This is a genomic window from Bacillus sp. BC08 (assembly GCF_054326875.1).
Window position 1 is genome coordinate 717,331 of record NZ_JBTGPA010000031.1, and the last position, 12,594, is coordinate 729,924.

Genomic DNA, 12,594 nt, shown 5'->3' on the forward strand with positions numbered 1-12,594 from the left:
ACTATTCAAATAAAAGGTGGTGATGAAAATGACTGAAACAATCCGAATCGCTCTTTTCACTCTTGTAGGAATAAGTGCCGTATTTTCTGTAATTAAAGAATTTCAAAAAACAGAAAAAAGAAAGTTTTGGATTACCTTCGAAACTTTAATTCTGATCGGCGCAGCCTGGATGTTAATAGGACTTCTCACGTAACCTACATAATTAGTACCCCTCCCTTAAATAAAATTTAATATTCCGTCAATAATGCAGATGACATTAGATTTTCCCTCTGTTCCTCCTTGAAGAACCGAGCAGTTAGCTTTTGCTAGCTGTTTTTTATATGAACCCCTTTTTAGACAAGCTTTCATATAATGTAGTCATTCCTTTCTTAAAAATTAAGCTCGTCACTTGAGTTGTGAAAATAGGATTAAATCCTATAACCTTTTCAGAAATCATTCATATTTTATTTCTGAAAAAGTGCTTTATTTTATAAAAAGGTGGTTGCGGAAACAACCGCCTTTTTGTTTATGAAAAAAGGATTATTTTGTTGAGTTTTATTTACATGAATAAATTCATAATATTTACATATACCCCAAATTTATCGATGTTATTACATATTTTTCCTTTTAATCATAGTCCTTAAAATAATTTAAATTGTTATGAGTACACATTTTTTGTGTACTCTTTTCATATCCCTATAAAATAACGCTTTCATTTCAAAGTTATATTGTTATTAAATTATCTATTCTACTCCTCTTCTCTTGTTCATATGCCAAGTTGTTTATTCATAAATTAAAAATAATTGACATAACTGAATGGAGGCTAACTATGTCTTTTGCGAATATTATTAAATACGGACGCGTTCCGCACTTTAACTCTAACTTCCCTTTGATTTTATTTTGGAGTCAGAAAAGTGGCTGCACTTCACTTGCACATTGGTTTTTTTATCAAATAAATTTATTTAAACAAGCCATAAAATACGATTCCTTCATCCATAATTATGAAAATGAAGTATACAAAAACTCCTCCGACTACTTTATTGAACTAGCTGCAGCTTTATATACAAACGGAAAAGATTCCTATAAATTAGTGAGAAACCCCTATACAAGAGCTGTAAGTTCATTCTTTTCACTAATTGCCCCCCCTCACATAGAAAACCCAGCATGGAATCCTATTCGGAATTTTTATTATGGTAATGAATTTTGTAATAAGCCTATTTCATTTAAAATCTTTCTCTACTATTTAAAAGCGCAAATGATAGATTTAGAACAAGTAGATCCACATTTAATGCAGCAATATGAACCAGGTGAGGAAGATTTTGTTACAAAGTATATCTACCTTGAAAATTTCTCTACTGAAATTGTGCGCTTAGAACAAACATATCAATTAAAAACTTCTCCTTTACAAATACTAACCAAATCATGGCATCATCAGAAAGACAGGGCGATTTTTAGGGGTAATTTTGCAGATGCTGATATTACTGACCCTTTATTCCCACGCCTCCCAACGTACGATAGTTTTTATGATCATGAAACAATCCAATTAGTACAAGATATTTTTAATAAAGATTTTAGCACGTACAATTACCCATTAACTCCTTTAAAAAATAAGTGATTTTCTAATTGCAGTTTCATATATTATAGAGAAGCTTAAATTCACCTATTTAAGTTTCCTCATAAAACTCTCGTAGTAAGTTAGGACACTGGAAGCAGTGTCTTTTTTTAATAAAATTCAAATTCTATTATTTATTAAAACGTATAAATATAACTTGAAATACTCGTTAAGGTTGCCGTCATTGGCTCTATTTGTTCCACCGCCATTGTATATAATCAAAGTTCAATTATTTCACTATTATATACAAACAAAAAAAACTCATAATGAGCGCTTTTTTACGCGTTATTAGTCAAACTTTAAACCCCGATAATCAACTGGTATTAGATACAACAACTTCCAGTTCCAAACGATTAGTCCCAATTGGTGAAGAAACAATTTAAGCATTATAAAAACATAAAATTTTAATAAACACTGATAAATTAATACTTGGTCAAGCGTATATAGATTGTGATTTTGTTGTTAGCCCCAAAAGAGGTACATGGGGTTGTCACGGTGGATTTCATGGTTTACGTCATACTCATGCAACACTTTTTTTGTACAATTTTTACATCCAAAAATTACAAGTAAACAATTGGGTCATAAAGGTGTTTTCATAACCTTACGCATGTTTTACCTTGGATACAAGAATACGCAGTTACAACATTTAGTGAACAACTATTTGGATAATAATGTTTACAAATATAAAAATACGGTTTCTCTTTCCTAGAGAAACCGCATCATATCAAAGTTTTTATTAAATTTTAAACTGACTCGTATACAAATCAAAGTAAAACCCTCTATCTTCCATAAGAGATTCGTGATTCCCTCTTTCAAAAATACTTCCATCTTTTATAACAAGGATTTGATCTGCTTTTTCAATCGTTTTCAGTCGATGAGCGATTACAAAACTTGTTCGACCTTTCATTAAATTATTTAGTCCTTCTTGAATTTGTAATTCTGTTCTCGTATCAATATTTGATGTTGCTTCATCGAGAATTAATATATCTGCATCTGCTAAAATTGCTCTTGCAATCGCAAGAAGTTGTTTTTGTCCTTGACTTAAATTCGATCCTTCTGAAGCGATTTTTGTTTCATATTGATTCGGTAAATGCCTTATAAAAGAATGTGCAGATGCTGCCTTAGCTGCATTGATTACCTCTTCATCACTTGCATCTAGTCGACCATAACGGATATTATCCATAATCGTCCCAGCAAATAAATACGTATCTTGTAAAACGACTCCTATTTTACTTCGCAACGAATTCATTTCATAATCTTTTATACTTTTTCCATCGATATGAATTTTCCCTTGCTGTATATCGTAAAAGCGAGTTAATAAATTAATAATTGTTGTTTTGCCCGATCCAGTGGGACCAACTAAAGCAATTGTCTCCCCTGGCTGTGCCTTAAGACTCACTTCTTTTAAAATCGTTTTATTTCCCTCATAACCAAATGAAACATTCTCAAGTGCAACATGCCCTTGTAAATTTTGTACAACGAACGCATCTTTTTTATTTTGAATTTCTGGTACTTCATCCATAATTTCAAAGACACGCTCTCCACCAGCAACTGCCGCTTGAATCGTGTTCATTAAAGTTGCGAATTGACTGAGTGGTCTTGAGAATTGACGGGAATAATTAATAAAAGCCGCAATGACACCTACTGTTGTCATTCCATTTAAAACCATAATTGATCCAGTCCCAATTACAAGTCCCATACCTAAGTTATTAATAAAGTTCATACTCGGAAAAATAAAAGCTGAAAATGTATCCGCCTTCGTAGCTGAAATTCTAAGTTGTTCATTAATTTTATTGAAATTTTGTACGGTTTCTTTTTCTTTCCCGTATAATGTTGTAACATCCGCTCCTGTTATAGCTTCCTCAATAAAACCATTTAATTCTCCTAAATCTTTTTGACGCTTTGCAAAGTTTTTTCCACTATAAGTAACTAGTTTTTTTGTAACGAAAAACATAATAGGTACTGTAATTAAAGTAACAATCGCTAATATCCAATCTAATGCGAACATCGCAATCGTTACACCTATAAAGGTTAATGCTGATGAAATAATTTGTACAACACTTTGTGTTAACGCTTGATTCAAATTATCTATATCATTTGTCACACGACTCATTAAATCCCCTTGCGAACGTACATCAAAGAACCGTAAAGAAAGCGTTTGGATTTTCTCAAAAATATCTTGTCGTATTTTTTGTATCGTTTTTAATGCAACATTAACCATGACAAATGTTTGTAACCAAGTTAACAATACTGTTACACCATAAATCGCGATAAGTAACAAACACATTCTCGCCGTACCGCTTAAATCTTTCGGTACAATATATTGATCTATAATTACTCCCATTAAATACGGACCTAATAGCCCAAGTAACGTCGTAACAAATACTAAAAATATAACGAACGTAAGAGCAGCCTTTTGGTACCCCATATAGTTCCATACTCTCATTACAGTTCCTTTCGTATTTTTAGCTTTACCCACCTTAGATGCGTTACGCCCACCTTTATTAGCAAATTGCCCTTGAAAATTACGCATGTTCTTTCCCACCTTCTTTATTTAAATTACCACCTTGGGAAAGATAAATTTCTTGATATACCTCACATTGTTCTAGCAGTTCTTCATGTGTACCATCACCAACTAATTCACCGTTATCTAAAACGAGAATTTTATCAGCATCTATTATAGATGAGATTTTAGATGCGATTAATAATGTTGTTGTTCCTTTATATTCTGTTCTTAATGCCGATTGAATGTTAGATTCTGATTTCGCATCAACTGCTGATGTAGAATCATCTAATATAAGAATGGATGGCTTTCTCACAAGTGCCCTTGCAATGGATACACGTTGTTTTTGTCCACCTGATAAATTCGTCGCACCCTGTGTTAAATGATGTTGATATGAATCTTCCAGCTTATTAATAAATTCAGTCGCACAAGCTGATGAAGCCGCTACTTCAAGTTCGTCATTCGTTGCATCTTCTTTACCATAACGTAAGTTCTCTTCTATGCTACCCGAAAACAACAATGCCTTTTGAGGTACAAACCCGATCGAAGCACGAAGTTTTTGTAAATCGTATGCTCTAACATTGATTCCATCAATGCATATTTCCCCTTGATCAACATCGTATAAACGCGGTAATAGTTTTGCTAAAGTAGTTTTACCACTTCCTGTAGAACCGATAATTCCTACTTTTTCACCTTTACATATGTTAAATGAAATATCTTTTAAAACATATTCATTATTTTTCGTGTAACTATAACTAACATTTTTAAAGTCAATTTGTCCCACGATTTGCTTAGGTGCAACCGCATTTATTTCTGTCGTAATATCAACCTCAGTATTTAAAACTTGCTGTACACGATCCGCAGATGGAAATGCTCGCGCAATTTGCATAAATACCATACTTATAGACATAAGTGACATTAAAATAATATTCAAATAGTTTATAAACGCTAATATAGCTCCTACTTGAAGCGTTCCATCAAATACTTTTTCTCCACCAATCCATAATGCTGCGACAATCCCGCCGCTTACAACTAACATAATGATTGGCATCATTATAGAAATAAGCTGCACCGCTCGAATATTTATCTTCGTTAAATTTGTATTCACTTTTCCAAACTGAGTGATTTCATATTTTTGTCTTACATACGCTTTAATAACACGTACTCCAGATAAATTTTCTTGTAACTTTGTATTCACTTTATCTAATGCTTCTTGTACTTTTTTGAACGTCCCGCTTGCTTTACTTGCAATGAAAATAATCGCAAGTAATAAAATTGGAACAACTATAAGTAATATAGGAAATAACTCGCGTGCTGTTACAAAAACGATTATTATACTTCCTATAAATAACAAAGGACCACGAACAAGAACACGTAATGTCATCGTCATCGCCGCTTGAATAGAAGTAATATCATTTGTCACAATCGTTAATAACTTTCCAGTTCCGAACGAATCACGATTTTCGCTAGAAAATGTTTCAATTTTCGCAAAAACATCTTTTCGTATGTCAGTAGCGAAATTAACAGCTGCTTTTGTAGAATACATCATACACCCAAGTCCTCCAACTAAACCGAGTGCTGCTGCTCCTATCATAAGAAGCCCCATCTTTATTACATAATTCAAATCCCGATTTGCTATCCCAACATCAATAATATGTTGCATAATAGTCGGTTGAATTAAGTCCATCGCAACCTCAAGTACCATAAATAGCGGTCCAATTATAGCGAAGAACATGTATGGTTTTAAATACTGTAATAACTTACGAAATGATTTCATACATAATCTCCTTTTTCCATGAAATTACCACTGAATAATTCATATCCCTCCTTATGTAAGCGATGTAATTTGTAATTTCTTTCTTATTCCTATTATATTATGTAAATTAATATTTAACATTATTAAATGATACGCATTAATGACTTTTCGGTCAATAAATGTGCTTTATATTACGCAATTAGAAAAACCGTATTCTTAAATTGAAAGAATACGGTTTTTCTCTATATAATTTAAACTGCAAAATTTATTTTTAAATTCATTTTTTACAGGTGGACTTCACATATATACCTATTTAAATAGTATTTATACTTATATACTCCCCATCAAAAATATCTATATAAACAATTAGAACTCTGTTAATACAGGGAATTTATAACCATTAAAATCTAACTCTTTATTACTTCGAACCATTAAATACTTACTAGACTGTAATTCTGAAAACTGTACATCCTCAATCCCTAGTTGATCTGGAGAGAAGTAAAATTCGATTTCTGTAAATCTTTCAGCGATTTCCTCGCATATTTCATCTAAAACTGGAATTACTGGTGCAAATACTCCATATAATTTCAACTTTTCATTATGTACTTCATACACAATTAGGGCATCTAGTTTCTCTGAATAATACAATTTCTCATTCCATCCCGAATCATACATATTCAAATAAAACGAAGGATGGAAGTTTAATGTTGAAAAATTATTTGAAAGTCTTTGGCTACTATCAATAGTTTCATGTATTAACTTTCTATCCTCTTCCATATAATAATCTAACTTTCTAAGCAAGGAATCATTATTATTCTTTTTATCATATAGAACAGTCATCAAATACTCCTGCACAACTTTAAACCCAAATGATGCATATAGTTCAGGTTTTTCCGTAAACAATAATGTACATTCACATTTCTTATCAATTTCTTCTATCATTTTACTTATTAATTGTGTCATGAGTCCTTGTCTACGAAAATTAGGGTGAGTCATTACCGATTGAATGCCTGCTGCATTTATTCTTTCACCATTTACTAGCAATGGTAGCGAAAATACCGCAACATTTGCAATCGCTTTATCGTCATGTAAAAATGATAAAGCTTTGTATGTATCATCCCAATAACCTCTCTCTGAAAAATCATTCAATGTTTGAATTGTAATTCCAAACACTTCTTCAAATAAAGGAAATAACTGCTCTCTTTTCGGTTCTTCTAAAAGAAGTTTTTCAAAAATTTCAACATTCCCCATGTTGTCCCTCCATACGTTAATTCCATCAAATTAGATTTAGTTATATAACCTGCTCTTAATGTAATAGGTCTTACCAATCAATATACTATCATAAAATATAAAAAAAAAGTCTAATTAATTTTATGTTTCGACTATTCGAAAATAAGTCGAATAAAACAATATTAGGATTTTTGAATATTAATAAGTTTATTATATAAAAATAGTGCTTTCTAAGTCGTTTTTACTAATAGAAATGCACCATTTATAAAAAATATTTTTTTATTATTTTTTTCCTTCTAGTCTCTCCTGCGTGTTAATTTCTTCTCCCTTCATTCGCTTTTCAAATGTTCGTCTCCAACTTGTAGAAAGTGCATGAACATCTAAGATCCTTTTTAATCCTTCTATATTTTGTTTTTCCTTATGCATGATACGATTAGCAAATGCCACTGTTACACCTTTCGGATCAGACTTCAGTAACTTTAACGAATCAACAGGTGATACCCATCCTTCTTTTAATACGCGAAAATAAAATCCTGTATATCCTGTTTCTTGAAAATACAGTGGTAACTTTGGAATATTGTATTTCTTAGCTAATTTAAAACAAGGTTGCCTTGGCTGTGTTACTTGTACAATTGCTTCTCCAATTTGAAATGTATCACCAATACAAACATCCTCTTCACGCATATCACTAATTGTTATATTTTCTCCGAATGCTCCATACACAAGGTCTTGATGCAACTCTTTTTCCCAATATCCATAATGTTCTCCTGAGTATACGCACACCGCTTTATCTACTCCACCATGATGAACTAAGTCCGCCTGGCCATCCCCATTAAATTTTACAAAGGATAAAAACACCGCTTCCTTTACTTGTTTCTTATTTATACCTGTATGAATTACCTTTCCTCCGTATGTAACTTCTTTTGGTAACCCTATATTTAAAGATAATAATTGATATTCATTAGTCATTCTATTTCCTCCTTTAAAGGTGTTACATGAATTTTCTCACTCAATTTATTTTCACAACTATCTCTGTTATATAAAGATGATTATAAAACCCGAAAAACCATTGTTCAATCCTATTATTTATATAATAATGATAGGTATAACCTATTATTAAACTTGAGGTGATCCCAATCGAATTACGACAACTTGAATATTTTTTAGCTGTTTCAAAAGAATTACATTTCACAAAAGCAGCTGAGAAATTAAATATTTCACAGCCTTCTCTAAGTCAGCAAATACGTGCATTAGAACATGAAATAGGCATGCCGCTTTTCGATCGCATTGGTAAAAAAATATCTTTAACTGACGCAGGAAGGATTTTATTATTACATAGTAAAACCATTTTTCATGAAGTTGAACAAGCTCGTTCCGCCATTCAAGACTTAAACGGATTACAGCAAGGTACCTTAACAATTGGATCTTTGTTAACCGTCGTAAATTATTTACTACCACCAGCTATATTGAATTTTAATCATTCATATCCCAATATAGAGCTTTCTGTATTAGGGCTTCGTACAGGAGATATTCGTGAAAAATTATTACAAAACGAACTAGATATTGGCATTACATTTCTCCCGGTGCAAGATAAGGAGATTATTTCTATCCCTCTATACAAAAGTGAACTTACATTAGTCGTACCAACCGATCATCAATTAGCTGAACGTAATCATGTATCTATTGCTGAATTACAGAACTACCCTTTAATTCTTTTACCTAAAAATTTCTTTTTAACCGAACTAATTACATCTCATTGTCAAAAATTTAACTTTAAACCAAAACCAATTTTAGAAATTAGTACGATGGAATCTTTAATCCAAATGGTTTCAAAAGGAATGGGAATTACCGTATTACCAAAACCGTATATAGACTTTTTACAAAATAAAAACATTCAAGCAATTAAAATAGAAGATCCTACCCCAACAATAGAAATTGGACTTATTTATAGAAAAGATAAATATATGTGTGCTGCAACTCGAGAATTTATTGAACAACTAAAAAGAACAGTCCGTTCTTTACAAAGCTAAACGAACAAAAGAGATTATCCTATAAAACCGTTTCACAACGCTCTAGTAGAATAATCTCTTTTCAAAACAAAATACAACATAACTTTTAAACTTAAATAAATTTCAATGTACTTTTTTAGATATTGGAATATATTTCGTAAAATATGCCCCCACTAGTAATAAAACAATTGAAATTAACCAAATAAAAATACCGCCAAAGTGAAACCAATATGCAAGCAAATTTAAGATTGCTAGTGTAAAGAAACAAATTGAAGTTAACGCACTCTTCAATCCTTTTACCCCTGCTTTTTTTCTTTTTTCATAAGTAATATACATTGAAACGGCAACAAATAAGATAAGAACAATCGGTAACATTACTTTTAGCAATGGCAATCCCTCCCGTATATACACCTTACTATTACCATTTTATCTCATTTATTCTTCTTGAATCAATTAATAGCATTCTTCTCTCCAAAAGTCAGTATACGTTTTATTATTAAATTTCACATTCACCTTAGAAAAGGATAGGCTCTCTCCAACTTTCAATGAGTACCAGTCGTTAAATAGTGGAGATCCGAAGCAAATATTCATTGTACGATTATGCAAATCAAATAAGACAGAATGCAAAGTTCCAAACCATTCTTCATAATTATGTACTGTCAGCCCAGTAGGATACTCTTTTTCTACTAATCCTTTTAAAGACTTCATGCTCACTAGTTCATTTTGATTTAAATATTCATACAATGTGTGATATCTGTTTGTGGATTGTTCTAATCTTCTATTATTCAATTTTTGGATAGGTACACTAATCGCATGGTTTGTTGATACGATAAAATCATGGCTTTCCTCATCAATTGTGGTTATTGATTTAAAACCGTCATATATTTCAATACGCGCTGCGTCTAAAGGATCTGCTACAATTAGATTAATATTACTTGCAATTGGCATTTCATCAACTAGTGATATCGCCTCCTGCACATTTTTACACTTCTCCAATAATACTCGAATTACCGCAAAACATTGTAAACCACTTAACACTGGCTTTCGTAAGCCTTCAATATTTCCTACGGGTTGACCACATGCTGAAAATGTAACAGATAACCCATGCTCGTTAACTCCTTCTGTTCGCCCGAAATATTGAGTAGAAAAGCCACTATGCACATATGCACCTTCAACATGTGTTGAGCAAAAACGCATATCATCTATTTTTGGCGACAAATCATAATTTCTTAATACATATGTGTGCTTTGAAACTGTCTTTTTAGGTAATACGACACAATGACTACATCCTGCTTTTAATAGTGTTTGGTAATAATACATCATATGTTTAGAAGGAATTTTCAACACTTCACAAAAACCTTCAATTTCTTCATTAATTCCAGAACAATATTGATTTAATATATTTCTAGATTCCGTCCAATAGTTTTCTGATACTAAATGTTCTTGTTGTATAAATTGTGGAATGAGATACGGATGACTTTTCACAAACTCTCCTTGTTGCCTTCCAATATCATAATGACTTCCTTTTAATGATGAAAAGTACCCCTTCACTTCATACATCACATTTCCCCCTCTCATTGATTATATCCATATCATACTAAAAGGATTTTATTCATTCTTGATGTTTTTTACTATCCCCCTTAATGTCATCCTGTTTTAATATCTCTACTAATAATTATTTGATAGAAAACTAGACCCTTGTTGCTATTAACGTAATAGATTTATTTCAAATTAAACTACTTTATTTTGGAATAAATCTATATTGAAGCCGCTTATAATCAATCAACTAAATTTTGAGATTAAGAAACTTATTTATCAGAGCAAAAGGAGAACATTTTTATGAGTATTTGCAAACCAATTGATGAATTAACAATTGAGGATTTGAAACAAAACCCAATATGGGAATGGGCAATAGATGAAGAAGAAAACGAAGAGTATGATGAAACATGGGTAAAACCTGCATTAACCACTAATTTTACAGAAGAGTTAAATGGTTCAATAGTACTTGGCGAATTAATTTTACATAACGGCGAAAAATTCCCTATGATGTGTGAAATTGATATTGAAAATGATGAGGAGGTATTAATTAGGTCTGTAGTTTACTATACCGAAAAAGAAGACGAGTATATTGCTATAGAAGATGTAGTAAAAAAACTTGATCTACCTTTAACAATTCATATCAATCTTACTATTAATGGGGAACATAAAACTTTAATATTTTCCGCGAATAAAGTAGATATTTATAAAAACACTATAAAAACTAATTTATATTAAATTCTGACAAAAGTAAGAACTAGGAATCTATAGTTTCCTAGTTCTTACTTTTGTAATTCTATACTAAATGATCCCTTCCTCCACCAACGTTTCTGCAATTTGAACTGAATTCCAAGCGGCACCTTTTAATAAATTATCGGAAACGATCCAAAGATGGAAACCTTTTGGTGTATCAGGATCTTTTCTAATTCTCCCAACAAATGTATCTATTTTCCCTTCTGCATATAATGGCATTGGATACAACTGTTCACTAGGATTATCTTGTAATATAACACCTGATGCATCCAGCAACACTGCTCTTATTTCTGCGACAGTTGCTTCTTTTTCAAGTTCAATATAAACCGATTCTGAATGCCCTGAAACAACTGGAACACGCACACAAGTAGCTGCCATTTTTAAATTGGGATCTTCTAAAATTTTCTTCGTCTCTTGAATCATTTTTACTTCTTCAAATGTAAAATCATTCTCTGTAAATATATCTACTTGAGGCAGTACATTAAACGCAATTGGATAATGCTTTTTATCTTTTTTCACAGGTAATATCGTACTCTTAACCTCTTCACCTGCAAGCATTGACTTAGCCTGTTCTTTTAATTCATGAATCGCATGAATTCCTGAGCCTGATACAGCTTGATATGTTGAAACGATAATTCGTTCTATACCAAATGATTTTCGTATTGGCTGAAGAGCTGTCACCATCTGTAACGCTGAACAATTCGGAACTGCAATAATACCGTTATGCTCCTTTAAAGTGTGCGCATTTACTTCTGGAACAACGAGCGGTACATCGTGAGCCATTCGGTATTCACTCGTGTTGTCAATTACGATTGCACCACTAGATACTGCATGATTAACAAATCGTTTCGAAACTTCTCCTCCAGCGCTAAAAAAGGCAATATCTACACCTTCAAAACTAGTTGTTTTTGCCTCTTGTATCATTATCTCTCGTCCTTGAAACTGCACCACCTTACCAGCGGATCGTTTTGACGAAAGCAATGTAACTTCAACTATATTAAAATTAGTTTCCATTTCTAACAGTTCTATAATTTTCTGTCCAACTGCACCTGTAGCCCCCACAACAGCTACATGATAGCCCTTTTTAATCATCTTTTCTCCTCCAATACCACTTAAATAAATATTTCTACAATTTCATTTTATAAAGAATTTAACCATTTGGAAAATTGAAATACGTGATATAATCATTCACAAATCATGATAATAAAAGAGGGAT

At 32.0% G+C, this 12,594-nt stretch carries 11 protein-coding genes; 4 read left to right on the plus strand and 7 right to left on the minus strand.

Annotated features, from left to right (window positions below; all coding sequences use genetic code 11):
- The first annotated feature begins 28 nt into the window (after positions 1 to 28).
- Positions 29 to 193, plus strand: coding sequence for a hypothetical protein (locus tag ACXVYO_RS14280; RefSeq protein ID WP_087980415.1), 165 nt, complete (start codon positions 29 to 31; stop codon positions 191 to 193).
- Positions 194 to 808: 615 nt separating this feature from the next.
- Entirely contained in the window at positions 809 to 1,594 is a 786-nt protein-coding gene (locus ACXVYO_RS14285; RefSeq protein ID WP_458467538.1) for a sulfotransferase family 2 domain-containing protein, read from the plus strand.
- A 733-nt stretch (positions 1,595 to 2,327) separates the two neighbouring features.
- Here the strand turns inward: ACXVYO_RS14285 and ACXVYO_RS14290 are convergent.
- The 4 genes from ACXVYO_RS14290 to ACXVYO_RS14305 form a co-directional block, all read right to left on the minus strand.
- Positions 2,328 to 4,124 carry an ABC transporter ATP-binding protein gene (locus ACXVYO_RS14290; RefSeq protein WP_458467539.1) on the minus strand — a complete coding sequence of 599 codons (1,797 nt, stop codon included), beginning with the start codon at positions 4,122 to 4,124 and terminating at the stop codon, positions 2,328 to 2,330.
- Positions 4,117 to 5,871, minus strand: coding sequence for an ABC transporter ATP-binding protein (locus ACXVYO_RS14295; protein ID WP_458467540.1), 1,755 nt, complete (start codon positions 5,869 to 5,871; stop codon positions 4,117 to 4,119). The genes ACXVYO_RS14290 and ACXVYO_RS14295 overlap by 8 nt, the downstream gene beginning before the upstream one ends.
- Before the next feature lie 345 nt (positions 5,872 to 6,216).
- Entirely contained in the window at positions 6,217 to 7,101 is an 885-nt protein-coding gene (locus tag ACXVYO_RS14300) for a GNAT family N-acetyltransferase (RefSeq protein WP_458467541.1), read from the minus strand.
- Positions 7,102 to 7,362: 261 nt separating this feature from the next.
- Positions 7,363 to 8,049 (minus strand): MOSC domain-containing protein, encoded by a 687-nt coding sequence (locus tag ACXVYO_RS14305; RefSeq protein ID WP_242252921.1) that lies wholly within the window; start codon positions 8,047 to 8,049, stop codon positions 7,363 to 7,365.
- Positions 8,050 to 8,207: 158 nt separating this feature from the next.
- Between ACXVYO_RS14305 and ACXVYO_RS14310 the strand changes: the two genes are divergently transcribed.
- The gene (locus tag ACXVYO_RS14310; RefSeq protein ID WP_458467542.1) at positions 8,208 to 9,110 is read left to right on the plus strand and encodes a LysR family transcriptional regulator; all 903 of its coding nucleotides are present in this window, start codon (positions 8,208 to 8,210) and stop codon (positions 9,108 to 9,110) included.
- A 102-nt stretch (positions 9,111 to 9,212) separates the two neighbouring features.
- Here ACXVYO_RS14310 and ACXVYO_RS14315 read toward each other — a convergent pair whose 3' ends face one another.
- Complete coding sequence (locus ACXVYO_RS14315) at positions 9,213 to 9,476, minus strand: hypothetical protein (protein WP_458467543.1); 264 nt, start codon at positions 9,474 to 9,476, stop codon at positions 9,213 to 9,215.
- 66 nt (positions 9,477 to 9,542) lie between these two features.
- Positions 9,543 to 10,649, minus strand: coding sequence for a C45 family autoproteolytic acyltransferase/hydolase (locus ACXVYO_RS14320; RefSeq protein ID WP_458467544.1), 1,107 nt, complete (start codon positions 10,647 to 10,649; stop codon positions 9,543 to 9,545).
- 279 nt (positions 10,650 to 10,928) lie between these two features.
- Between ACXVYO_RS14320 and ACXVYO_RS14325 the strand changes: the two genes are divergently transcribed.
- Positions 10,929 to 11,363, plus strand: a complete 435-nt coding sequence (locus ACXVYO_RS14325) for a hypothetical protein (protein WP_458467545.1) — start codon at positions 10,929 to 10,931, stop codon at positions 11,361 to 11,363.
- A 63-nt stretch (positions 11,364 to 11,426) separates the two neighbouring features.
- Here the strand turns inward: ACXVYO_RS14325 and ACXVYO_RS14330 are convergent, their stop codons facing one another.
- Positions 11,427 to 12,470, minus strand: coding sequence for an aspartate-semialdehyde dehydrogenase (locus tag ACXVYO_RS14330; RefSeq protein ID WP_458467546.1), 1,044 nt, complete (start codon positions 12,468 to 12,470; stop codon positions 11,427 to 11,429).
- Between the last annotated feature and the right edge of the window lie 124 nt (positions 12,471 to 12,594).

Bases quoted from the DNA above. Each gene is read 5' to 3' on its own strand.
- ACXVYO_RS14280 (WP_087980415.1), top strand. From the start codon at position 29: ATGACTGAAACAATCCGAATCGCTCTTTTCACTCTTGTAGGAATAAGT.
- ACXVYO_RS14285 (WP_458467538.1), top strand. From the start codon at position 809: ATGTCTTTTGCGAATATTATTAAATACGGACGCGTTCCGCACTTTAAC.
- ACXVYO_RS14290 (WP_458467539.1), bottom strand. From the start codon at position 4,124: ATGCGTAATTTTCAAGGGCAATTTGCTAATAAAGGTGGGCGTAACGCA.
- ACXVYO_RS14295 (WP_458467540.1), bottom strand. From the start codon at position 5,871: ATGAAATCATTTCGTAAGTTATTACAGTATTTAAAACCATACATGTTC.
- ACXVYO_RS14300 (WP_458467541.1), bottom strand. From the start codon at position 7,101: ATGGGGAATGTTGAAATTTTTGAAAAACTTCTTTTAGAAGAACCGAAA.
- ACXVYO_RS14305 (WP_242252921.1), bottom strand. From the start codon at position 8,049: ATGACTAATGAATATCAATTATTATCTTTAAATATAGGGTTACCAAAA.
- ACXVYO_RS14320 (WP_458467544.1), bottom strand. From the start codon at position 10,649: ATGTATGAAGTGAAGGGGTACTTTTCATCATTAAAAGGAAGTCATTAT.
- ACXVYO_RS14325 (WP_458467545.1), top strand. From the start codon at position 10,929: ATGAGTATTTGCAAACCAATTGATGAATTAACAATTGAGGATTTGAAA.
- ACXVYO_RS14330 (WP_458467546.1), bottom strand. From the start codon at position 12,470: ATGATTAAAAAGGGCTATCATGTAGCTGTTGTGGGGGCTACAGGTGCA.